23 protein-coding genes and 1 pseudogene are annotated in these 25,092 nt (G+C 39.2%); 21 read left to right on the top strand and 3 right to left on the bottom strand.

Features of this window, described 5'->3' with window-relative positions:
• Positions 1-74: 74 nt before the first annotated feature.
• Positions 75-521 (bottom strand): helix-turn-helix transcriptional regulator, encoded by a 447-nt coding sequence (locus D5281_RS08730; RefSeq protein WP_160559780.1) that lies wholly within the window; start codon positions 519-521, stop codon positions 75-77.
• A gap of 337 nt (positions 522-858) precedes the next feature.
• Between D5281_RS08730 and D5281_RS08725 the strand changes: the two genes are divergently transcribed.
• From D5281_RS08725 to D5281_RS08650, 16 genes and pseudogenes are all read left to right on the top strand, one after another.
• Entirely contained in the window at positions 859-1,491 is a 633-nt protein-coding gene (locus D5281_RS08725) for a hypothetical protein (RefSeq protein ID WP_160559779.1), read from the top strand.
• Positions 1,492-1,675: 184 nt separating this feature from the next.
• Complete coding sequence (locus tag D5281_RS08720; protein WP_160559778.1) at positions 1,676-3,346, top strand: hypothetical protein; 1,671 nt, start codon at positions 1,676-1,678, stop codon at positions 3,344-3,346.
• On the top strand, positions 3,330-3,878 hold the full coding sequence (locus D5281_RS08715; protein WP_160559777.1) for an SH3 domain-containing protein: 549 nt from the start codon (positions 3,330-3,332) through the stop codon (positions 3,876-3,878). The genes D5281_RS08720 and D5281_RS08715 overlap by 17 nt, the downstream gene beginning before the upstream one ends.
• Positions 3,879-3,920: 42 nt before the next feature.
• Positions 3,921-4,982, top strand: coding sequence for a glycosyltransferase family 2 protein (locus tag D5281_RS08710; RefSeq protein WP_160559776.1), 1,062 nt, complete (start codon positions 3,921-3,923; stop codon positions 4,980-4,982).
• A 156-nt stretch (positions 4,983-5,138) separates the two neighbouring features.
• Complete coding sequence (locus tag D5281_RS08705) at positions 5,139-6,206, top strand: glycosyltransferase family A protein (protein WP_330584900.1); 1,068 nt, start codon at positions 5,139-5,141, stop codon at positions 6,204-6,206.
• Between the two features lie 47 nt (positions 6,207-6,253).
• Positions 6,254-7,666 (top strand): glycosyltransferase, encoded by a 1,413-nt coding sequence (locus D5281_RS08700; RefSeq protein WP_160559775.1) that lies wholly within the window; start codon positions 6,254-6,256, stop codon positions 7,664-7,666.
• Between the two features lie 3 nt (positions 7,667-7,669).
• Entirely contained in the window at positions 7,670-8,449 is a 780-nt protein-coding gene (locus D5281_RS08695; RefSeq protein WP_160559774.1) for an ABC transporter permease, read from the top strand.
• Positions 8,450-8,499: 50 nt separating this feature from the next.
• Positions 8,500-9,243, top strand: coding sequence for an ABC transporter ATP-binding protein (locus D5281_RS08690; RefSeq protein ID WP_160559773.1), 744 nt, complete (start codon positions 8,500-8,502; stop codon positions 9,241-9,243).
• Positions 9,244-9,254: 11 nt separating this feature from the next.
• Entirely contained in the window at positions 9,255-9,977 is a 723-nt protein-coding gene (locus tag D5281_RS08685) for a hypothetical protein (protein WP_160559772.1), read from the top strand.
• A complete protein-coding gene (locus tag D5281_RS08680; protein ID WP_160559771.1) occupies positions 9,955-10,722 on the top strand; it encodes a radical SAM protein in 768 nt (255 codons plus the stop codon). Before D5281_RS08685 ends, D5281_RS08680 begins: the two co-directional genes overlap by 23 nt.
• Before the next feature lie 131 nt (positions 10,723-10,853).
• Positions 10,854-12,671, top strand: coding sequence for a glycosyltransferase (locus tag D5281_RS08675; protein ID WP_160559770.1), 1,818 nt, complete (start codon positions 10,854-10,856; stop codon positions 12,669-12,671).
• Positions 12,672-12,794: 123 nt separating this feature from the next.
• Positions 12,795-14,849, top strand: coding sequence for a pyruvate formate lyase family protein (locus tag D5281_RS08670; RefSeq protein ID WP_277935256.1), 2,055 nt, complete (start codon positions 12,795-12,797; stop codon positions 14,847-14,849).
• Positions 14,850-14,893: 44 nt separating this feature from the next.
• Positions 14,894-16,930: an RICIN domain-containing protein gene (locus tag D5281_RS08665; protein ID WP_160559768.1), complete on the top strand. Its 2,037-nt coding sequence runs from the start codon at positions 14,894-14,896 to the stop codon at positions 16,928-16,930.
• Between the two features lie 3 nt (positions 16,931-16,933).
• Complete coding sequence (locus D5281_RS08660; RefSeq protein WP_160559767.1) at positions 16,934-18,520, top strand: MBOAT family O-acyltransferase; 1,587 nt, start codon at positions 16,934-16,936, stop codon at positions 18,518-18,520.
• A gap of 145 nt (positions 18,521-18,665) precedes the next feature.
• The gene (locus D5281_RS08655; protein ID WP_160559766.1) at positions 18,666-18,887 is read left to right on the top strand and encodes a phosphopantetheine-binding protein; all 222 of its coding nucleotides are present in this window, start codon (positions 18,666-18,668) and stop codon (positions 18,885-18,887) included.
• A gap of 26 nt (positions 18,888-18,913) precedes the next feature.
• A pseudogene (locus D5281_RS08650) lies at positions 18,914-19,870 on the top strand (3-oxoacyl-ACP synthase III family protein); the annotation flags it as partial.
• Here D5281_RS08650 and D5281_RS27160 read toward each other — a convergent pair.
• Positions 19,839-19,979, bottom strand: a complete 141-nt coding sequence (locus tag D5281_RS27160) for a hypothetical protein (RefSeq protein WP_408637263.1) — start codon at positions 19,977-19,979, stop codon at positions 19,839-19,841. The pseudogene D5281_RS08650 and the gene D5281_RS27160 overlap by 32 nt on opposite strands.
• Between D5281_RS27160 and D5281_RS08645 the strand changes: the two genes are divergently transcribed.
• From D5281_RS08645 to D5281_RS08625, 5 genes are read left to right on the top strand one after another with little or no spacing between them, the layout of a single operon-like run.
• Positions 19,971-20,210, top strand: a complete 240-nt coding sequence (locus tag D5281_RS08645) for an acyl carrier protein (protein ID WP_160559764.1) — start codon at positions 19,971-19,973, stop codon at positions 20,208-20,210. The two genes, D5281_RS27160 and D5281_RS08645, sit on opposite strands and share 9 nt — an antisense overlap.
• A 17-nt stretch (positions 20,211-20,227) precedes the next feature.
• On the top strand, positions 20,228-21,772 hold the full coding sequence (locus D5281_RS08640) for an acyl-CoA carboxylase subunit beta (RefSeq protein ID WP_160559763.1): 1,545 nt from the start codon (positions 20,228-20,230) through the stop codon (positions 21,770-21,772).
• A 7-nt stretch (positions 21,773-21,779) separates the two neighbouring features.
• On the top strand, positions 21,780-22,541 hold the full coding sequence (locus D5281_RS08635) for an SDR family NAD(P)-dependent oxidoreductase (RefSeq protein ID WP_277935254.1): 762 nt from the start codon (positions 21,780-21,782) through the stop codon (positions 22,539-22,541).
• Between the two features lie 45 nt (positions 22,542-22,586).
• A complete protein-coding gene (locus tag D5281_RS08630) occupies positions 22,587-23,381 on the top strand; it encodes an SDR family NAD(P)-dependent oxidoreductase (protein ID WP_160559762.1) in 795 nt (264 codons plus the stop codon).
• Between the two features lie 10 nt (positions 23,382-23,391).
• A complete protein-coding gene (locus D5281_RS08625; protein ID WP_160559761.1) occupies positions 23,392-24,783 on the top strand; it encodes an AMP-binding protein in 1,392 nt (463 codons plus the stop codon).
• Between the two features lie 118 nt (positions 24,784-24,901).
• Here D5281_RS08625 and D5281_RS25535 read toward each other — a convergent pair.
• On the bottom strand, positions 24,902-25,092 hold a 191-nt coding region (locus D5281_RS25535), incomplete at its 5' end, for a hypothetical protein (RefSeq protein ID WP_277935253.1).

Here is a 25,092-nt window from a genome sequence, read left to right as displayed (position 1 = left end):
AGCGTGAGAAAAACATTAAGCAACTCCAAGGCGCCAAAAACGCTGCCTGAGAGTTGCTTAATGTTTCAGAAAAATTATTGGTCTTTTTTTCGGTTTTGATATTTTACCTTCATAAAGGTAAGAATATCATCCTGATCTCTTGCGTCCAGAAATAGATAATAAAAGAGAAGCTGCCGCTCCTTTCTGTTTAAAAATTTGAATTTTTTGCTATTTTCAGGAGCATTTATAAAATCTAAAAAAAATGATAATTCATCCACCATATCTTTTTTTTCTTTCTGCTGTTCCAATGCAAAATCTGTATTTATATGATAAGTGACTACCAGTTCCAGAAAGGTTTCCACAGCAACTCCATACAGCTTGGCAAGATTATACAGAGAATTAACCGGCGGAGTGATCCTGCCGTTTTCGTAATGAGAATAGGTTTGTCTTGTGATATTCAAATGCGAAGCAACAAATTCCTGAGAATAATTACAGGATTTTCGCAAATCCTTAAGGTATTGCTCTAAAGTTTTGTTAGCCATATTGATACCTCATATAAATAGAAAATCAGCCGCAGCTATTATCTATCATCTATGTTTTCAAATTTTATTACAAAAAATACTTGAAAATATATTATAAATAGCATATACTGACAATAAAGCTATTAATAATAGCATGCCAATGGTGTGCAATGTTTTATTACTTCAGCGGTTATAAATCGCAGCAATTTATAAGAAAACCCTCATAAACATAATAAATTTCTAATTGCGACTTTTAATGGCTGAAGTAATAGATAGCTTTGCATAACGGCTGTGTTGAGAAAGCCTCATAATAGGGTAATCTCAGAACCGTAAATTTATCTTAATGTAGGAGGAGAGAATGATGAAAGTAAGTATCATCAAAAAAATGATGACTGGCGCACTGGCTCTTTCACTGGTAATAGCTCCTGTGATGAACGTTGGAGCTACCACCACAAAGGGTTCTACGAAGTCAACCGTGGAAGAAATTACTGCATCAAGTACATCAAGTATCCCTACCACCAGTTCTGCCGGAGGGGTAAAAACAACGACTGCTGGCATTTACATGGCAACCAACGTAAATGGAATGGCAGTTACTACCAGCGTGGCTTCTATTGCTTCAGGCTATGGCCTTGCCAATAACGAAAAGCCATACAGTAAGTTTTCAAACCTGGATGTGAAGAAGAGTCCACTGGCTAAAGCAGCAATTGATTTGGCGGCAGCTTCCCAGGGAGCAACAGTCGGCCCCATGCTTAACATTGAACTTGGTAAGATGGCTGCAGGTAAGTACAGTCTTCTTCCTTCTGATGGCCCGGCTATCAGGATCTCATTAGGCATTCCCAAAAACTTCTTGCGCTCAGAGACTACTTATGCTGTAGTATGTGTCCGTGCAGGCGGTGTTACCTCTATTTTGGCGGATGTTGATGAAAAGGAAAACACCATTACCTTCGATACGACAGGCGGCGCCGGCGCTTATGCAATAATTAGATATTAATCATTTATGTTTAAGCGTAATTGGGTAGAAGCTGCCATATGGCAGCTTCTGCTATGAAGAACAATAAAAGTTTATCTTGGTTTTTATGCGTAAAATAAAAAAAGAATATTGCTATCTTATTTTTGTGATTCTCATTATCATTTGTGTTTTTCAATACGGTATATTCAAAATTTGTGGATTTACTATGTACCCGGATGAATTTGGGTACTGGGCAAGCGCGGCGAAGGCAGTAGGCTATGACTGGTCAGAGGTAGCAGCCATGGGATCCTATTATTCCTTTGGCTATAGCTTGTTGTTGATACCGATACTGAAAATATTTACAGGCGGAGTGGATGCATATCGTGCCGCTATAACTGTAAATATGGCGCTTATGTGTGCCGGGTTTTTGCTGTTATGGTGCAGCACAGGCAGATTGTTTCCGGAAATTAGCCATATCAAGAGGATCTTTATCAGTGGGATTGCAGTTTTTTATCCGGCCTGGATTTTTTATATGCAGATGACGTTAGCGGAAGCGCTTTTAATGTTTTTGTTTGCGGCATTGACTTATCTGTTTATTCGTTTTATCCAAAGGCCGCAGACAGGTATTGGGGTTCTTTTGGCAATTTGCCTTGTTTATATGTATAGTGTCCATATGCGCTCGGTGGGAATCGCAATAGCCGGAGTATTCACATTATTGCTTTGGGGATTAACCGATCCGGCCAAAAAAAAGGTGATGCTGGTAGCGGTTGGAGTTATGGCGCTTGCCGGATTGACGGTTGTAATTATGAAAAAGAATGTGTTAGTATCCGTGTTTGCCGGAGCGGATGCTGAGAAGCTGGCTACCAATGATTATACCAGCCAGGCATGGAAGATCAGAGAGATATTAACACCATATGGCTTTTTGATTTTTGTAAAAGAGATTATCGCCAAAATATTTTATCTTGGAATGGCAAGTTATGGAATCGTTTATTGGGCGCTTGGGTGGTGCATAAAGAAGACCTTTCACCTGATAAAGATCTTCGCAGGCAAAAAGAAATGTATTGTTGAGGTAAAACATTGGATTGCAGTCTTTTTGCTATTGTCTTTCGCCGGTGAAGTGATGATATGCAGTATTTATATGCATGGCTCTGCGAAAATAGATTGCCTTATATATGGAAGATATGTTGAATTTATTGTTCCGGTACTGATTGTCATTGGAATGGCGGTAATGCTTCAAAGCCGATGGCTCTTTCCGGTGACATTGGCAATGGGGAGCCTGTCAGGGCTCATGCTGTTTCTAATTTTATCTGTCATTGAAAAGGAAAACATGGAAGGCATGCGCGGCTATTTTGTTGTAGGCCTCAGTTATCTTTTGGATGAAGATAATTTTGCACCTGATTCCTTTTTTAGAAACGCATGGATTCTGGGATTTTTTTTCATGATTCTGGTGGCCGGAATGATCCGGGCATCGATAAATATCAGGAATGCAGAGTGGCTGCTTGGAATCATTATGGTAACAGAAGCTGCACTGGGGCTGTTGGTTAGCGCCCGGTATACTTATAAAGTGAATGAAGTCAGCTTTGTAGATTTAATCATCGCTGAGAAAATACTAGAAAATAGCAGTGCTGAGACGAAAGTGGTTTATCTGGATGAAGGAGCGCCTGAGTTTATTGATTTTCAACAAATGCAGCTTCCCAACATACCGATTCACGTCATAAAGGATGAAGCGGCAAAGACAGAAGAATTGGGAGACTATTTGATTGTATGCCGTGATACAAAACGGAAGGAAGATTTTGAATCCATATATGACAAACATATTGAGGCAAACACGTTTATACTGTATTATCATTCAGATTTGGCGCCGCGCAGAAATGAGGAAAATGATGAAAAAAATTAGAAAAATAATTTTATTGTCGCTTGTGTTTGGTTTGCTTTTGACTTTTCATACAATTCCGGTAAAGGCGGATGCAGGTACAGATGAAATTGCGGTCACAGAATTAAATCAGATTATGACACTGCTGGTTGATTGTGACGCAAAGGAAAGGCCTGAGGAGGCAGCGGAGACAGTCATAAATTTTAAAGCAGGTTCTCCGGTCTGGATAATTGGCCAAACCCAGGACGGATGGTATGAAGTCTCCTATCAGAATCTGAAAGGGTATATTCCTGTAGAGTGTGTAACGGAATTACAGGTTGAAGTTGATGAGCAAGGCGCTATGGGACTGAAAGAGGCTGGTTTAGATGAGGAAATGGAAGCCTTGGAAACGGAAAATGAAATGGTCATTGAAGAAATAGAAAGACAGCACGGAGAGCAAAGACGTTCTTATATCTGGATTGCTGTCATTGGAGTTTTAGTGGTGGGAATTTTCGCTACCGGTATGATAGCCACAATAAAATCTAATAAAGATAAAAAAGAAAATAGCGGCAAATAATATGGAAATGATTGACTGAAACGCAGAAGAGGAACATAGATAATGAAGCTGATCATTCAAATCCCCTGTTATAACGAGGCCGACACGCTTGAGATGGTGTTGAATGATTTGCCTAAAACGCTTGAGGGCATTGATGAAATCGAATATTTGATTATTAACGATGGAAGCAAAGATGCAACCGTTGAGGTGGCCGAAAAATGGGGGGTTCATCACATTGTAAACTTCAATCAAAATAAGGGACTGGCCAGAGGCTTTATGGCTGGGTTGGATGGCTGTCTTCGAAATGGGGCTGATATTATTGTTAATACAGATGCGGATAACCAATATTGTGCAGATGACATCCAGCATTTAATTCAACCGATTCTGGATGGAGAAGCTGATATGGTAATTGGAGCAAGATCAATAGATGAAATAGAGCATTTTTCGTTTTTAAAAAAGAAACTTCAGCACTTTGGAAGTTGGGCTGTCAGAAAGGCATCAAATACAAATGTTCCTGACGCGCCTAGTGGATTCCGTGCAATGACGAAGGATGCAGCAATGCATATTAATGTGATTAATGATTATACATACACATTGGAAACAATTGTCCAGGCGGGTAGGGATAAGATAGCGGTCAGGAGCGTACCTGTTCATACGAATCCGGACATAAGACCATCGAGACTTTTTCATAGCGTTTGGTCGTATGTAAAAAAGTCGATCGTTATTATTCTCAGGGCATATATGATGTATCAGCCGCTAAAGTGTTTTACCTATCTGTCATGTATACCGCTGTTTTGTGGAGTTGGGATTGGAATCAGATTCTTGTATTTGATTGTTATAGGACAAGGATATGGACATATACAGTCACTTATATTGGCGTGTACATTGATTATTGTGGGTTTTTTGACATTTATGATAGGACTCATTTCTGATTTGATAGCAGCAAACAGGAGGATTTTGTCTGATACCCAATATCATATCCGGAGGATGGAATATAATGCCGCTGAAGGAAGTAAAACAAAGAAAAATGAGTCTGAGCTAGATTGGGAGCCATATGTGATAAAAGAAAATAAAGCATTTTCAAAAGAAAGTGATAAGAAACATAAAATTTACAACATGTGTTAAGTGTGAAAAGAAAATCTAAAATGACCAAGAACGCCATTTAAGATTTTCTAAGTTTCACACTCAGAAGAATATCCTGACGGTCATTCTTCACACAATGTTTGTGCCGCAAGGCGGTATGTTGGAAGGTTTGAAAATATTGGTAGTGGGTGATGGGAGATAAATGAAATAGTTACCTTTGTTGTTCCGGTCTATAATTCCGGGAGAACAATCGCAAGGACAATTGAAAGTATTCTTAACCAGACAGACGGAAGATACAAAGTGATGATTGTCAATGATGGTTCCGATGATGATACGGAAGAAATCTGTAAGCGCTATATAAAAGAAAATAAAATTGATTACATATATCAGGAAAACAGGGGACTTGGCGGAGCCAGAAACCGTGGAATGGATCTGGTAGATACCCCATATGTCTCGTTTCTTGACAGCGATGACTGGCTGATGCCGGAATATGTTGAGAAGCTTGCGTACCATCTTAAGAGACATAAAGAAGAAAAAATAGAGATGATTATGACTTTACCCCAGATTTTTCATGAGGGCAGTAAGATAGTGAAAGACTGGTATGATAAGCCCTTGTTTGAAAGTATATTTCCGGAGGATGGAGTCATTGTGAATCCGCAGGAAAATGCGGATATTTATAGATTTGAAGTAAATCAATGCCGAAAGGTGCTGCAAATGAAGTTTATAAACCGGATTCATTTCAGATTTCGGGAAAGGGTAAAGTGGGAAGATGTATACCCTCACTTTTACCTGTTGTCAAAGTGCTGCGTCTGTATGGGAATAGGAGAAACAGGATTTTATTACAGAATAGGGAGTCATACACAGATAACCTCTTTGAGAGGGAAAGAGCGGATGGATATTCTGGTTGTATTTGAAGATTTACTACAGTATATTTTCAGCGAAAACAGAAAGGCGCTTTATTTTCCGGTGATGAGGGTTATGGTCAGATTTTCCATATGGTGTATCCGTATGGCGGATACAGATAACCGCAAAAATTTGGTGGATAAGCTGCATTTGGTATTCAAAAGGCTGCCCAAAGAATGTATAACCGCACTAAAAAAGGGTGTGAAGGAATGCTGTGGGAGAGCAGATGCCAGACAGTATCTGCTTTTTATAACTGCAATCAGGAGGAAACCGCTTTCTTTTGTTTTTTATGATTATCTTTGGCAGGAGATGGGGGAAAAGACAATTAAGAAGCTGCTGGGAGCGGGGGAAAGAGTTGCTTGACACCAAGGAACGGTGGTTATTATTTACGGATCAGGAATGAATAAAAAATGTTACAGATTAAGAGTTATCTTTCAAAGATTTATGACATAAAAAGTGTGTTGCTGATAGGAAGGACAAAAGAATTTCAGGAGCTGGCTTTCTGGCTTTTAAGGAAAAAAGGTATAGAAAAGATTCATTATTGTTCGCAGGAAGAAAACAATATATGTTCCGATTTGATTGAACCCTGTACGTTAAAGTATATGCCGCATAGTAGGAAGCAGATAGATGCAGTTATTTTTGACAGAGGATGCAGGGAGATGGCAATAGACATACAGGAAATCGCTCCGCGCTTTTTCATTGGAAGATTGGATAAGGAAGAAGAATATTTCGACTTATGGGAGCAGTACCGGCAGATATCTGATTTTATTTACCTGGAAAGGGAAAAGACAATATGGCCGGGAGCAAATAGAGAGGACGCGGGCAGCTGTGAGATTCTGGAGTGGCAGAGAGGGGAAGAAGATGTGGAATTGTCTGTTATACTTCCGGTTTACAATGTAGAAGCATACCTTCCTGAATGTATAGAATCTCTGCTTAAGTGGAAGGCGCCTTATGTGGAATATCTTTTTGTAAATGACGGCTCTGTGGATGGTTCTGCAGATGTTATCGGAAGATATATGGAACAGGATAGAAGAATTCATTTAATTGATAAAAAAAATGGCGGCTGTGCCTCGGCAAGGAACAGAGGAATCGCACAGGCGAAGGGAAGATACCTGGGATTTGTAGATCCGGATGACTTTATAGAGGGAAGCATGTTTTATCAATTATTTCGAAGGATAATCCTGGGAAATTATGATTTAGCTTATTGTGGGTATAAGGAATATTACGAGCAGTCAGGAAACACAGAAAAGATATTAAATGACTGTCTCAAAGAGCCTTATGACAGTGGAACCTATAGGCAGGATAAGGTACAAAAGCTGGCAGTCAATACCAGAGTAGCCATATGGAGGTGTATCTATAAGAAGGATGTCATTGATCATCATCAGATAAGATTTCACGAGGATTTGAAGCGGTTTGACGATCTTCCTTTCCGGGTGGAATATATTTTTGCGGCAAAAAGCGCAGTGTGCGTTCCCGAATATTTATACTACTATCGTCTGGGACGAAAAGGGCAGGATGTGGCCTGTTCCGATGAAGGTTTTTTCGTTCATTTTAGCATATTTGAGCATTTAGATAAGTATGTGGAGAAATTCAAAGATAAGGCAAAGACGGATTTGCTGCAGGTAATTAAGATTCAGACCCACGGGTTTGCGCTTTCAAAGATGAAAGGAAAGAGGAAGTGGGAATATTGGTACAGAGCAAGACAGGACCTGAACAAAAATACGGGATATTTCAGAACCCTCTGCCTGATTATGATGTATACGGGGAAAGGAAATTTGGGATGGTACACAGGAATGAAATTATGGCCTTTTAAGAGGAACTGACAGATGACTTTTTGCAGGGAAGTAAAAAAGTATTGGAAGTTTGCGGTTTATGCCGCTAAAGCAGATTTGCAGGATGAAGTGGCGAACTCCTATTTGAACTGGATATGGTGGATATTGGAGCCTTTAAGCTCTATGTTGATTTACGTATTGATATTTGGTGTGGTATTCAAAAACAACGAGCCGTATTTTCCTGTTTTTGTTTTTATAGGAATTACGGTGTGGGATTATTTCAGCAGATGTATTACTTCCAGCGTGAATCTGATTAGGAGCAACCAACACATTATTTCAAGGGTATATATACCCAAGTATATTCTGCTGATTCAGAGAATGCTGGTGCTGGCCTTTAAGATGCTGATAGGCTGGTTGATTGTGGCTGTGATGATGATTGCATACAAAGTTCCTGTGGGAATTAAGCTGATGTATGTATTGCCCGATTTGATGGTATTTTTTGTTTTTTGCTTTGCATGCAGCCTTTATTTCCTGCATTTTGGTGTGTATGTGAACGACCTTTCCAGACTGCTTGCGATTGCGCTGAATCTGGCTTTTTATGTAACCGGTATTTTTTTTAACATTCAAAAGAGTATTCCGGCTCCCTTTGGTTATCTGCTTCAGCGCATAAATCCGATAGCATACCTGCTATTTTGTATCAGAAAGTCGCTTCTTAATCAGGAACCGCCATCGGCGATTCTGCTGGGCATATGGATGCTTATTTCTCTGTTGCTGGCAGCCGGAGGAATCCGTTTGATTCGCAAGAATGAAAATAATTATGTGAAGTTAATTTAAATATATAAATTTGGGTAAGCAGAGCAGATGAGAAGTGGCAGGGGAAGGATATGGGAGAAATTGCTATAGACGTTTCAAATGTCATAATTACATATAAGCTAATGAAAAATTTTTCCATACAAAGGAATTTGTTGCGGCGGGATGCGGAGAAAGCGGAAGAATTTGAAGCCATAAAAGGAATTTCCTTTCAGGTGGAAAAAGGAGAAATATTAGGGATAATAGGGAAAAATGGAAGTGGAAAGTCTACCCTGCTTAGAGCGATTGCCGGAGTATTCTGTCCCAATTCCGGTACCATTGATTTGAAGGAAAATACAGTGTCTTTGCTTTCTTTAGGAGTGGGTTTTAAGGATACCCTGACAGGAAGGAAAAATATTTATTTATCCGGTATGCTGCTGGGGTTTACAGAGAAAGAAATCAAGAAGAGAGAAAAAGAAATCATTGATTTTGCTGAACTGGGAGAGTTTATTGACAGGCCGGTTAAGACATATTCCAGCGGCATGCATGCGAAGCTGGCTTTTTCAATCACATGCAATTTGGAAACAGATATTATTCTGGTGGACGAGGTATTGAGCGTTGGAGATGAAAATTTTCAGAGGAAGAGTTTTACGAAAATGGAAACGTTAATACAAGATAAGAACAGAACGGTAATTATTGTATCACATAATATTGAAACCCTTCAAAGGCTATGCGACAGGGTAATATGGCTGCATGATGGGGAAATCAGAAAGATAGGTTTGGCACAGGAAATACTTGAAAAATACCACATATATATGATGGCGCAAGCAGGGAGATAAATTAGATTGCTATGAAAAAGTTGATACGCAGGCTAAAAGGAGCGCTGAAAAGAATTTATTACAAATTAAATCCACAGCATAAGCAGATACTTCTCATCAGGGATGTGGTGCTGGATTTGCAGAGACGGATATCGGTGCTAGAGGACAGAAGCACCCTGCAAACCAGGGGAGGCGCGAAGGACGGCTGGTGTCTTGACAAGCTTTTTATGGCATCGGAGCAGATGGTTTACCGGTATTTATATCTGCTTAGATATATCAAAGAAAATGACAGTGTTTTGGATGTTGAGAGCGGTTACGGAACAGGGGCGGATCTGTTGTCACAGTATGGGCCTATCGATAACTGTCTGTGCCTGAACAGTATTGACTATTATACCCGTGCAGGGAAGATGTATTACGGTTCCGATTATGTTACATTTCAAACAGGAACAATAGATGGGATTCAAAGTAAATTCTGCGTGATTATAGCGTTTGATGAGAATAAAACCATATTAATGGATGAAAAGGATTTCGAAAAGATGTGTGGCTTATTGGAGTTTGACGGAATTCTGGCAGTGGCAATTGATATAGAGGATAAAAGCAGCAAGCCCTTTTTAACACAGCCGGAAAAATTTGGTCTGACGATAGAAAATGAATTTTATCAAAATAATGGGGATGCGGAGCTTATGGATAGCTGCTGCGGCAAAGCCGTATGGGTTGTCTATTACAGGAAAAATGGACAAAGGAATTGTTTTTGATATAAAAGAATATTCCATTCATGACGGACCGGGAGTACGGGTAACGGTATTTATGAAGGGATGCCCCCTTAAGTGCAGATGGTGTCATAATCCCGAGGGAATAAGTCCCCTTCCACAATGTAACAGCCGGACCGGGAAAATGACCGGGAGGGAATGGACGTTGGAGGAGCTGACAAAGAGAATGGACTCTTATAGGCCGTATTTCCACAACTGCGGAGGCGGAATTACCTTTTCCGGAGGGGAGCCAGGCATGCAGGCAGATTTCCTTTTGAAATTTGCAGAGCGGTGCAGGGGGATACATAAGCTTTTGGATACTTCAGGCTATTGTGAACCGAAGAAATTCTCCGCCTTGGCAGAGCAGTTTGACATGGTTTATTTTGACCTGAAACTGATTGATGATGCCGCCCACAGGAAATATACAGGCGTTTCCAACCAGATTATTCTGGAAAATTTAAAGTATCTGATGGGAACACAGAAGAAGACCATTCTGCGGATGCCTATGATTCCGGAAATTACAGATACCCGCTACAATCTGGAAAGTGCGGGGAAACTGATTGTGGAGGTGTGCAGGCCGGAAACGGAAATTCATCTGCTGCCCTATAATAAGCTGGCTGGTGGGAAATATCCTGTTTATGGAATGGAGTATCCCCTGAAAAACTGGTATACAAAAAATAATACGGACAATATTGAACACTTTGCCGGGTGGCTTTCCGGTAAAGGATACCAGATAAAAAATTACGTTTAAGAACAATATAATGCAGTATCGCAAGCAAGGCTTGCGGTATGCGTAGGGAATAAGTTTGGAAGTTAAACTTCCAAACTCTTTAATGGCGGCAGTATCGCAAGCAAGGCTTGCGATATGCGGAGGGGATAAGAATGGGTAAAGAACTGTTGCAGCGGGTTGTGATGCCTGGAGTGAAAGAAAGGGACTGCCAAAAACTGTTTTTTCGATTCAGTCAGACGGAATGCATGGCATTTGGGGAACCGTTGGTGGCATTGAATGAGTTGTACTTTAATACATGGATGAATTTGTTTGCAGCCAAAAAATGGTTTCATTATGGAGCTGTCCGAAATTTATTTTTAAAACTGGATATAAAAGGCGACTTTTGCGTTGAAATTGTGGGAAGCAATCAAAATGCCGCTTATGGGCATATTGATGAAAAACTGATATTTGAGGAATTCAGGGATAACCAGGAGGAAAGATATATCAAGATAGATAATCCTGCCGCCTATGACGCTGTTTATTTCATTATAAGAGATAGAAAGGATGCCCCATGCAGATTCCGGTCGGCGGGATGGTATACAGATATTCCTCCGGTCAGAGAAAACATACTTGCGATTGTGATCTGTACTTATAAAAGAGAAGCATATATTCACAAAGCGATGGCAATGTTTGAAAATTATCTTTCAGAAAATGAAGCTTTAAGGAACCGAATGCACTTGTTTGTTATTGATAATGGGAAGACTCTGGATTTAAGCCGGAGTAATGAATATGTTACTGTTTTTTATAATATCAATGCGGGCGGAGCAGGTGGGTTTGCCCGGGGATTGATTGAGGCTTGCAGGGCAAGGGAGGATTATACAAGATGTCTCTTTATGGATGATGATGTGGAAATCATTCCCGAAAGCTTTTACCGGACATTGGTGTTGGCGGATTATCTTAGGGAAGAGTACAAAGACGCAGTCATAAATGGTGCGATGCTGGATCTATATCACAAAAACATTTTTGTTGAAAACCTGGCAGTAGAGGATGGATTGTGGGTAGCTGCCTATCATCAGGGGGCTAATCTTACGGAGTTTGAGGAGATATTAAAGGTAAATGATATTCCGGAAAGTGTCTATCATAATAAGCGGTCAAAAGCAAATGCTGCATGGTTTTACAGTTGCTTTCCGATGGATAAGGAAAAGAGTATAAATGACCTGCCCCTCCCTGTATTTATTCGTGGGGATGACGTGGAATATGGACGCAGGAAGTTTGGAAAGGCCTTTATCCAGCTAAACGGTATCTGTGTGTGGCATGCCCCATTCTACTATCGGGTGGGTAAAGCAACGGAAGCCTATTATATGTCTCGCAATATGTTTATGATAAATGCTTTGTATTCGGACGGATTTAAAAAAAATTTTGGGCGGCTGTATAGCGCAGGATTCCGATATAGCCTGGATACCTATGATTACGTTTCGGCACAGTTATACATCAGGGCCTTGGAAGATGTTTTAAAGGGGAGCCGGGTTTTTGACGAGGATGTGCAGGAGATTGCAGAGACAGTCGGCAGAATTGCAGAGGAAGCAAGAGAGCCGGTAACTGATTTTTATGAATTAAAAGCTGTAAAGGATAAACCGTTTCATTATGCAAGACTGAAAAGAATCTGTGTTCGCCTGATTCAGGTCTGCTATAAGTGTGTACCTGCCTCGAAGTGTGTCCTGAAGCGGAAAGGTATGAATCTTGCGCAGGAATGGTACCCTCCGGTGGAGACTTTTCTGATAAAAAGGCATGTGAAGGTATATAATCTTTTGAACAAAACCAGTGTGCTGCGTGAGTTTGACTACCATATGGAAAGAAAGCTAAAAAAGCAGTTCAGGAAATTATTGGCGGAAATAGAAAAAAATTATGACAGCTTGCTTAAGGATTACAGGACAAATTTACCCAGATTAACCTCATTTGATTTTTGGAAGAAATATTTGAACTTGGAGTGACCAAAGGAGAACTAAGGGAGAAGTTTGAAGATGAACTTCCAGACTATGTATGGGGGCAGTTCTTTTGGAAAGATTTATGTATTGTTTGTGCCGCAAAGCGGCGTGCAGGGAGTGTAAAAGGTGATGAGAAACAGAGATTTTGCGCAGAAAAGATATTACCGGGTTTTTCGGCAGGATCGCGGAAATAGCATATTCTATGTGCCATTAAAGGAATGGTCCTTCCAACGGAAGGCTGCGGAACATTTCAAAGCAATGTGTGAGGCGGAAACTCCGATTGTTTTCCCGAGAGAAAAGATTACATTCACCAGGACAAACCGGAATGTAACACCGGCTTATTCTCCTGAAGATATAGAAGCTGAATTTGATGTAAACGGGAAAGTTTATAACGTGATCAATAATGTCTGTCCGGATTACAGTATTTTACTGGAAAAAGGATTTGGAGGAATCAGGGATGAGATAAATATCCGGATGAGGAGTGCTGACAGAAAGGAAAAGGATTTCCTTATGTGCTGCCTGATCACGATTCAGGCGATTGAAGAATTGGCAGAGCGTTATGGTCGTGAGGCAGAGAGAGTTGGCAATAGATACGTTAAGGAACTTCTGCAAACAGTGCCCATGCAGCCGGCTCAAAGCTTTGCACAGGCGCTGCAGGCAGTACGCTTTATTTCGTCTATGTTCTATCTGGCAGGTAACTATCAATTGGGATTTGGACGGATTGACCAGTATTTAATTTCCTTTTACCGGGATGATATTGCAGAAGGGAAGGTGACACCGCAGGAAGCGGAGGAACTTATCGGAGAGTTTTTTATTTCCCTGAATAAAGACACGGATCTATATTTTGGTGTGCAGCAGGGAGATAACGGGCAGAGCATGATGCTGGGAGGAGTAAAACCTGATGGGACAGAGGGTATCAATGAACTGACCTATCTGTTTTTGAAAGTTTCCGAAAAATTGAGGCTGATTGACCCCAAAATCAATTTGCGGATTGATTCCAATACGCCTAAGGATCTGCTTTTATTGGGCTGTAAACTTACAAAAGCCGGTTTAGGTTTTCCACAGTATTCTAATGACGAAGTGGTAATCCCGGCACTGGTAAAAGTAGGCTATTCTTTGGAAGATGCCCGCAATTACACGGTGGCGGCATGCTGGGAATTTATTATTCCGGGTAAGGGGCTGGATATTGTAAACCAGGGAGCGGTATCTTTTCCGTATGCGGTGGGTGAGGTACTAAAGAGCCCAGATCTGACAGACATGGACGAGACGCGGATGGAGAAAATCATCCGGAAGAATATTGACTGGCAGGTGAAAAATATTCTGGAAAATAGAAACCAGTTTCTTCTGCCCTCACCACTGGTGTCACTTTTTTTCCACGGAACAGTATCTGCCTGCAAAGATGTAACCCAATGTGCCAGATACAGGAACCGGGGAATACATGGTGCAGGAAGTGCAAACGCGGCGGATGCGCTTTATCTAATAAGAAATATGATTCGTCAGGGAAAGCAGGAAGAACTTTTACGTCTAAAGGAGGCAGTGGATAAGAATTATGAGGGTTTTGAAGCTGAACGTGACTATCTGAGAAATGAATTCCCCAAAGTGGGAAACGGGGATGAACAGGTAGATGAGGGATTATATGATATTTTTAACTGGTTTGCAGATGCTTGCGAGCATTATTCTGACAGACGGTGCAGAATAAGGCCGGGAACCGGAAGCGCGCAGTTTTATATTTGGCTGACAAACCGGACGAATGATTGGATTATCGAACCTGTAGTAGGAGCTACGATTGATGGGAGGAGAGCAGGGGAGGCGCTGCCCTCCAGCCTTGCACCTGCCCAGGGAGTGAAGATAAATGGTCTGTTAAGTGTACTACAATCTTTTTCCGTGATTGATTATTCCAGAATCATGAACGGTGGACCGATTACGGTTGAATTTTCTCCGTCTGCATTAAGTACCCAGGAGGGGTTGGGAAAACTGGCGGATATTCTCCGGTGTTTTGTAAAGATGGGGAATCAGCAGCTGCAATTGAATGTATTGGATTACCGGGTATTGTGTGACGCAATGAAACATCCGGAAAGACATAGCAACCTGATTGTGCGCGTATGGGGGTGGAGCGGCTATTTTTGCGAGCTTGCACCGGAATTTCAAAGGCAGGTTGTGAATCGGCATCGGTATGAATTATAAATTTGTAAGAGTGATTTTGAAATGTAAAATTGGAGGAAATACAATTGAAGTCAGGCAAAATTGCTAAAATGATTATTTTTATTTTCTTGTTTGTTTTTCTTTTTATATTATTACAAAAGTTATTGACGCCAAAGTGGATTTATGGAACTGATGCATCGAGTCAGGGTGAGACAAATAGGTTCCAAACCTTTTACCAGTTGGAGAAGGATTCTTTAGACTATATTACAATAGGAGACAGCAAAAGTTATTATTCCATAAATCCTTCATTAATATATGCGGAAACGGGATTTACGGGATATTGTCTGGGATGTACAGGTGAAGGAATCGGGCTTACTTATTACTGGATGGAAGAAGCATTAAAATATCAGTCCCCCCAATATATATTTTGGGATGCAAGTGCACTTTTATCGGAATCATCCATTGCAGTCAGTGAGAAATACGAGGCATCAGCAGTACCGAAAGCTTTAACTTATATGAAATTTGGCCCTACAAAAATCAGGGCATGTATAGAGAATCAGATAGAAGAAAGAAATTGGTTACAGCTTTTGATTCCAATGTTGTCATTTCATACAAGATGGAAAGAATTGGAAAAGGTGGATTTTTCTTATGATAATTCTGATTATGCCTTATTAGGTTCATATTTAACATTTGAAAAGCGCAATTTTTCTGATATTTTACAAAAAAATAAGCGCAGTTTTTTGACTTATGATCTATCAGGAAACGAAAAGCAAGAAAATCGAGTAATAAGTGAAAAAAATAAACAATATTTTGAAAAAATGTTTACATTATGTAAGGTGAAAAAAGTAACGTTTATACCATTTATAGGTCAGACTACGGTTCTTACGGATGATAATTTGGAAACTATAAGTAATTTTTTGGAAGATTATGATTTGGAGTGTTTGATTTTTGGTGATGAAGAAATGGGCATTGCCTGGGATGTGGATACACCCGATACGGGTACACATTTAAATTATTGGGGGGCATGCAAATATTCTAAGAGATTTGCAGAATATTTAAAGAAACAAAGGAAATTAGGTCAAAATTTGCATTCGAAAGTCAGAGAATATTGGGATAACAATTTGGAATTATATAGAGAATTTGAAACAGAAAATCTTATTGATTCAAAAGAGCAAACATTGTCTTATATGCAGGTTTTGGAGGCAAATAAAGATAATTTATGCATTATTATTGCTGTAAAAGATGATGCTTGTGCTTCATTTTACGGATATATAGAGGGATATATTAAACGTTTAGGGCTGCAAAATGGATTTAATGAGGAACATGTGCAAAATTCTTATATTGCAGTGATTGATAAAGGAAAGGTGCTATTTGACAGATGGGCGGCTGCACCTTTGAAATTAGAAGACAATTTTAATAGCATGGGTAAAAATTTTTATATAGAAAGCGGTGGATATGTTTATGGCGATATTTCAACGATACAAATAGATGATATCAATTATGCGGTTAATAAAAGAGGGCTTAATATTGTTGTATTGGATAGTGATACGGGGAAAGTGATCTCCAGTGTGTCAATTGATACACATGATGAAAGCTTATCTTTTACAGAAAAGGAAATGGATAAAGAGGCAGAAACGATATGGAATCAATACGTGGAAAATACACATATTTTACAGGACGGGATTTATACAATCCATCCCTATGGGAATCTGGATTATGCATTAGATATTTCAGAGGGTTCTTGGTCTGATAATGCTAATCTACAGCTTTGGAATAGCACAGGCAAAGAACCACAGCAGTTTGAATTACAATATGTTGGGGAAGGGTTATACACAATAAGGGCCGTTAATTCGGGCAAATATCTGACAGCATACCGTTTTGGAAATACAAATGAAACTAACGTTGTACAAAATACTTATACAGGGCTGGCAAATCAAAGATGGTATATTTACAGAGATCGTAATGGAGCATATTGTGTGATGTCGCATTATAACAAATTGATGATGGATGTGGCAGGAACCGTTTCAAACATAGGGGCAAATATTTTTTTGTATAAACCGGTTCAAGGTAACTGGCAGACTTTTGAATTCAAAAAAATAAAGACTATTGAGAGGAAAAAGTAAAGAATGGGTTATTTGTCATTTAATTCATTACCATTTATTGTTTTTTTAATAGTAGTTATTTCTATTTATTATGTATATCCGGAAAAATGCCGTTGGGTAATTCTCCTGATCAGCAGTGTAATGTTTTATAGTTTTGCAGGAATTGAGATGTTACCATTTATTATTTCGACATCGGTTATTGTTTGGTATGCCTCATATAAAATAGATTGCGTTTATAAAGAAGCAGATAGTTTAGCAGAGGAAAAGCAACTAAAAGGAAAAGAAAAAGCACTGATGATGGCACCATTTAGGCGAAAGTGCAGAAAGCGATTCTTAATTCCGGCCCTCATAGTAGTGGTAGGGTTGCTATGTTATTGTAAATTCGCGAAAATGCTGGTGGAAGGGATAGTTGAATTGGCAGGGGGTGGGGAAATTTCAATGAAAGTGATTTTCCCATTGGGCATTTCTTATTATACATTTTCAACGATTGGTTATTTATTGGATGTATATTGGGGAGGTCAGAAATATATAAAGAATTATTTTAAGTTTGCACTGTGTGTATTTTATTTTCCACAAATAGTGGAGGGGCCTATATCTAAATATAGCCGATTGATATTAGAGTTTGAGAAAAAGCATCCGTTTGATTTTAAGAAAATATGCTTTGGTATTCAACTCATGCTGTATGGTTACTTCAAAAAAATGGTTATTGCGGACAGGCTAGTACTGTTTACATCGGAAGTCTATGGAAATATCGAAAGCTATGAGGGGCTTACTATATTAATTGCAATGATTTTCAGGTTGTTCTATATGTATATGGACTTTTCCGGATGTATGGATATCGTATTGGGAGTATCCCAGATGTTTGGGGTAGAGTTGGACAAAAACTTTAATCATCCTTTTTTTTCAAAAAGTCTGGCAGAATATTGGAGAAGATGGCATATTACGCTTGGCACATGGTTTAGGGACTATATATATTTACCCCTGTTGACATCACAATGGCTGAAAAAATGTTTGATAGGGATAAAGAATAAGTTTGGCATTAAAATAGCCAAGTATGCAGGGACTGCGATTGCATTGATGGCGGTGTGGATTTTGACAGGTATTTGGCATGGCACAGGATGGAATTATGTGATCTGGGGGATATATAATGGAACGATTATTGTAATTTCTTCTTTTTCGTCCAATTTATACAAAAGGGTGTCCATGAAGTTACATATTGATACGGAAAGCACGGGATATCAGCGGTTTCAAATGCTTCGTACTTTTGTAGTGCGATTATCGGCCAATCTGTTTTTAGCAGCGAATACGTTAGAAGGATTCAATATATTTTTAAAACAGCTATTTAAACGATTTAATCCATGGATTTTGTGGGATGGAAGTTTATATAAAATGGGATTAGATCATAAGGACTTCTGTGTGGTGTTCCTTGGCCTGTTATTTGTTTGGAGAATCAGTATTTTGCAGGAACAAGGAAGCGTACGAGAAAAAATTGCAAACTATAATATTGTTCTCAGATGGGGAATTTATTATATCGCGATTTTTTCCATAATCATCTTAGGAATGTATGGGATAGGATATGATGCAAGTGCATTTGTATATGCCCAATTTTAACGGACATAAATTTACTTATCCGTTTGTGTTAATACCTAAATTTTAATACGTGCGGAGAGAAAATTTATATAGAAAAAAGTAAAACTAATGGGGTTGGCAATTTAACAATTGCTTCAGTATTTCAAGTTAAAGGAGAAAGAAAAAGATGGAAAAAGAAAAGAAAATGGAATTATTGGAAGAAATGTTAGAAATGGATGCTGGAACATTAAGGGAAGATATGATTTTGAGTGAAATGGATGAATGGGATTCTCTTTCAATGCTTTCTTTGATTGTTCTGATTGATGAAGAATTTGGAAAAACAATTGACAGTACGGATATTAGAAAGTTGGTAACAGTTAAGGATATTTTGGACATAATGTGTCAATAGTCGTTGTGATGCTATAGGGAGGAAAAATGGCTAGTGGAAAATTGCGGAATTTGAGTATTAGAGGAATTATTTGTGCACTGCCTGATAATAAAGTTTTAACAGTAAGCCGGGAAAATGTGTTTGGAAAAGAAACAGTGGATAAGATCATAGAGTCAACAGGGATAACGTCTACTTATCGTGTTCTTCCCAGACAAACCGCATCGGATTTGTGTTTTCATGCAGCGGAAAATTTAATAAAAAAATTAAACTGGAATAAAGAAGATATTGGCATATTAATTTTTACGTCTCATGCACCTGATTACAAGCGCCCGGCTACGGCTTGTGTGCTGCAGGGACGTTTGGGGTTCAGTCAGGATTGTATGGCATTTGATATAGGACTCGGCTGTTCAGGATTTGTATATGGAATGTCAGTCATTGGATCTATTATGCAGAATCCCGATATAAAAAAGGGATTATTGTTAATGGGAGATATGAGTAGCGTTTCCACAGATCCTGATACAACCAATAATCTTTTGTTTGGCGACTGTGGAGCGGCGGTTGCAATAGAAAGAAACGAAGAATGTGAAGATATAGACTTTTTGTTAAAAACCGATGGCACCAGATATCAGAGTCTTCTGGCGGTAGGAGGAGGATACCGACATCAAAACAATCATAATGATTATTGTTATATGGACGGTAATAATGTTTTCAGTTTTTCAATATCGGATGTAGTGAAGACAATAAAGGAATTTATGGATAGCTGGGACATTTGCACGGAAGATATTGATATGTTGGCCCTGCATCAGGCAAACAGTCTTATTATGAAAAATATTGCAAAGAAATGTAAGATAAGTTTGGATAAGGTTCCTATTTCAATTAATCATTATGGAAATACATCAAGTTCTTCCATTCCGCTTGCTATTGTTGACAGTTTGCTTAGAAATAATATACAAAAGAAAGAAAAATACCGGGTTATAGCGTCAGGCTATGGACTTGGGCTTTCATGGGGTGTGATGAATTTTGTGCTGGAGAGCAGTATGAAGGTAGGAATGCTTTATACCAAAACATATTTTGATGATGGTCATTATGGCGAAGGAGAGGAAAATGTGTAATCTGGAAAAATACGATGAAATTTTTGTAGATGTCTTTTCAATTGAAGAAAAGAATTTAAATGAAAATATTGTTAGAGGGGCAGTTAAAGATTGGGATTCATTAGGACATGTGAAATTGATTACAACGATAGAAGATGTTTTTAATATTATGTTTGATACAGAAGATATACTAGAATTTGATTCTTATGATAAGGGAAAAGAAATATTAAAGAAGTATAATATTACTGTATAAAGGTTTGAAATGCTGATATGTGGAATGACAAATATAAGAAAGAATTAATTAAGAAACGACAAGAGGTGTTAAACGGCGGTGGAAGAAAGCGGTTGGAAAAACAACATAGAGAGGGTAAACTTTCAGCTCGTGAAAGGCTAAGTATTCTTTTTGACAAAGATACATTTATGGAAGTTGATGGATTAATTGAGTCAAGAATCAGTGATTTTCATATGGATGAGAAGTGGATACCTGGGGATGGCGTGATTACAGGGTATGGAAAGATAAATGGCAGACTGGTGTTTGCTTATTCAGAAGATTTTACAGTAATTGGAGGCACTTTGGGGGAATATCATTCTCTTAAAATATGCAGGATTATGGATCGGGCATTAGAAATGCGTTCGCCACTGATTGCCATAAGTGACAGTGGAGGAGCGAGAATAGAAGAAGGGGTTTCTTCTTTGAATGGATATAGCGGAATGTTTTTGCGAAATACAAATGCTTCCGGAGTGATTCCCCAGATTGCGGTAATTATGGGACCATGCGCAGGTGGAGCTTGTTATTCACCTGCAATTTGTGATTTTATTTTTATGACGGAAAGTACAAGCCGTATGTTTATTACCGGACCAGGGGTAGTGAAAGAAGTCATTGGTGAAATTGCATCCTCTTTTGAACTTGGAAGTGCAGAAATCCATATGAAGAAAAGTGGCGTTTCACATTTTGTATTCAAAAATGATGAGGAATGTTTGAATGGGGTAAAGAAGCTGCTTACATATTTGCCCTCGAATAATGAAGAAAGACCACCTGCAGCAGTAGGAAGTAGTAGCAATATCTCTCATGCTTTACAGGAAATTGTGCCAGATGAACAAAGAAAAGTATATGATGTGCGTAAAGTAATTGATGCAATTGTGGATTTATATAGCTTTTTGGAAGTTCAGGCATTTTATGCCACTAATCTTGTGATAGGATTTGGCAGGTTGAATGGACAAGTGCTAGGAATTGTTGCAAATCAGCCATTAGTTATGGGTGGATCATTGGATGGAAATTGCTCTGAAAAAGGCGCAAGATTTATTCGATTCTGTGATGCGTTCAATATTCCGGTTTTGTCATTGATTGATGTACCTGGTTTTTTCCCAGGAACAAAACAGGAGCATGGAGGTATTATACGTAAGGGAGCAAAGCTGCTGTATGCATATTCAGAAGCAACAGTCCCAAAAGTTTCGTTGATTATGCGGAAAGCGTATGGTGGCGCATACATTGCAATGAACAGTAAAAATATGGGAGCAGACATGGTATATGCGTGGCCAATTGCCCAAATTGCAGTAATGGGGGCAGAGGGAGCTGCGGATATTATTTATCGGAAGGAAATTGAAAATGCTAAAGACAGCGAAACGGCTAGAATGGAATTTATAGAGCAGTATAAAAACAATTTTATGAATCCGTATCTTGCAGCAAAAAGGGGATATATAGATGAAGTGATTATGCCAGAGGAGACCAGGCAGAAGCTGATAGATGCATTCGATATGTGCAAAACAAAATGTAAGAATATTGTCAGAAAGAAGCATGGTAATATACCACTTTGAGGAAGGGATGAAATTAGGTATGGAGTTTGAGGGGAAAAAAATAATCGTTACAGGCGCATCATCTGGAATTGGGAGGAAAACTGCACTCAGATTAAGCGAACTTGGAGCAAAGCTATTTTTGATTGCCCGTAGGGAAGAAAGGTTGGCAGAAGTAGTGAGTGAACTCTCAGGGGATGGGCATGCTATTTATCCTGCGGATTTGAGTAGAATAGATACGATTGAAAGGCTGGTGGATGCAATCGTAAAGGAGCAGGGAAAGCTTGATGGGATGGTTTACAGTGCAGGTATATCCAAAAATATGCCTCTTATGCAATGTAAGCCAAGAAATGTTAAAGAAATATTCGAGATAAATTTTTTTGGATTTGTGGAAATAGTAAGGCAGATTTGCAGAAGGGGCAGATTTAATGAAAGAATGCGCATTGTAGGTGTTTCATCCACAGCATCCTTGCGTGGAATGAAGGGAAATACAGTGTATTCTGCTTCAAAAGCGGCAATGGATGGAGCAGTGAGAAGTATGGCCAAAGAGATTGCAGATAAAGGGATTTGTATTAATACCGTGGCGCCTGGGATGACACGGACAGATATGTGGGATGCCTTTTTAAAAAGGTACGGGGAAGATTCTGACAGTGTTAAAGATATGATGCATGACCAATATCTAGGATTGATAGAAACAGATGATGTGGCAGATGCAATTATTTTTTTGCTGAGCCAGAGAGCACGCTTCATTACAGGGTTTTCGCTACCTCTGGGGGGGGGTAAACTGACTTAATTGAGCAATGTAAAACCGAAGAAGCTGATAAGGGGAAGAAGTGTTATGGATCTCACAAATGGTTTATTAGAACAAAAGGTATGCTTGGTGACAGGAACAAATCGTGGTATAGGACAGAAGATTGCCGAACGGTTTGCAGAAGAAGGAAGTATCGTTTATGCAAATGCTAGACAAAAGGACTGTCTGGAGGAGTGGGCTTTTGGTTTCAATGAAAAAGTATCTGGGAATATAATTCCAATTTATTTTGATATAACTAATTCAGAGGAAATAAAGCAAGCTATGATGCGTTTGAAAAAAGAGCAGGGGAGAATGGATGTCCTTGTTAATAATGCAGGCATTATTTCGAATAGTCCGTTAGGGATGATTGCGAAAGATAGCGTAAGAAACATGTTTGAGGTAAATGTCTTTGGATTGTTGGACTTGACGCAATATGTTGTAACAAAATTTATGATTAAGCAAAAGAGTGGTAGTGTTATTAACATTGCATCTATAACAGGAGTGGAAGGCAGCAAAGGACAAATTGCGTATTCTGCAAGTAAAGGAGCTGTGATATCCCTGACAAAATCAATGGCACAGGAACTTGCAATACACAATATAAGAATAAATGCTGTTGCACCGGGGATGGTCGATACTGGTAGAATTAAGGTGACTCTGAAAAAAGAGTATTGTGACAATGTTCCCCCAATAGGGATGGGGAGATTAGGGAGAAGCGAAGAAATAGCAGATGCATGCCTGTATTTTGCTCAGGATACATCAGGCTATACAACTGGGCAAGTCCTGGTTGTCAGTGGGGGATATGATACGCAAAGCAGAACGTTATATAATATAAATTTTGATTAGAGGGAATATTATGTTTTTAGAAATTGATAAAAAAAATAAGAGCAATATTGCATTTATAGACAGCGGAGGAATACAGGTTACTTATGGTGAAATTGTAAAGCAGAGTGGGCAATTTTATGAGGCAATAAAGAAGCGGACATTAATATTTATATTAAGTAGAAACTGTGCAGGAGCGGCATTGGGGTACTTATGTGCAATGGTGAATCGGGTAGTCCCTTTAATTTTAAGCGCTACCATGGATAAAGAATTGCTGGAAACACTGATTAAGACGTACCATCCTGAATACATATGGAAACCACTTGATATGTTCGAATATGGCGAGGATGCCCTGTTTTGTCTACATGAATATGGTTTGGCAGCAACGGGAATGGAAACATATCCATTGTACCCGGATTTATCCCTTTTGCTGACTACCTCCGGTTCTACAGGCAGCCCAAAGCTGGTACGGCACTCTTACAATAATCTTGAAGCGCAGGCAAAAAACATTTCCACATTCTTTGAACTGGACGAAGCAGAAAGAGCAATGCTGGATTTACCTATCAATTATACGATGGGGCTGTCCATTTTGAACAGCCATTTATATTCCGGCGCAACAGTTCTATTGACATCCCTAAATGTATTGCATCCCGACTACTGGAAATTTTTTAAAGAACAGCAGGCAACCAGCTTTACGAATGTGCCGTACAGTTTTGAAATCCTAAAAAAGCTTCGTTTTTTTAATATGAATCTTCCATCACTTAAAACGTTATCTCAGGGTGGAGGCAAACTAAGTGGAGAGCTGCAGAAGGAATTTGCAGAATATGCAAATAATACTGGAAGACGATTTATTCTTACATACGGGCAAACTGAGGGGAGCGCAAGAATGGCGTATCTTCCGGCAGAATATGCGTTGGAAAAATGTGGCAGTATAGGGAGGGCAATTCCTAATGGAGAGTTGTATCTTGTAGATGAAGAAGGAAATAAGATAACAATGCCTGGCATTATTGGTGAAATGGTATATAAAGGGCCAAATGTTACTCTAGGGTATGCGCAGTCAGGAGAAGATTTGATTCTAGGGGATGAGCGATGCGGCGTTTTATATACGGGCGATATGGTAAAAGTTGATGAAGATGGATTTTTTTATATTGTGGGAAGGAAAAAAAGGTTTTTGAAACTTTGCGGATACAGGGTAGGGTTAGACGAATGCGAGAATCTTATAAAATCTGCTTTTGAAACGGAATGTGCATGTACTGGAAATGATGAATATATGCATATTTATGTAACTATAGATAAAAACCATCATCAAATCAAGCATTATATTGCGGACAAAATCAATATTAATTCCGGTGTGTTTCAGGTTCATTATATTGAGAAGATTCCCCGAAACGAAGCCGGAAAGATTTTATATCATAAATTGCAATAAAGAACTATGGATAAAAAGCAGATACATAATTTTTATGGAGTGAGATAATAAGTTGAATGTACATGCACTGGGATTCCATTTACAGAGGATAATGTGAGGCCAAATCTTTCCATGCAGCTTAATCAGCCTGTGTCTGGAAAGAATCATTTCTGTTTGGACAGAGTGGATGGGGATAAGCCAAGAATTTGATTGAGGGAAGGCTCTCTTTGTTATATAATATTTGAAAGAAGATTTCCTGAAGTATCAGCCGGGGACTGAGCTTGCCAATGGCTTTTATGAGGGAAATTACAGGGAGTGAGTGGAAAAAGG

This window comes from Parablautia muri (genome assembly GCF_009917485.1).
GTDB classification, from domain to species: domain Bacteria; phylum Bacillota; class Clostridia; order Lachnospirales; family Lachnospiraceae; genus Suilimivivens; species Suilimivivens muri.
This window is presented reverse-complemented; position numbering and strand designations above follow the sequence as displayed.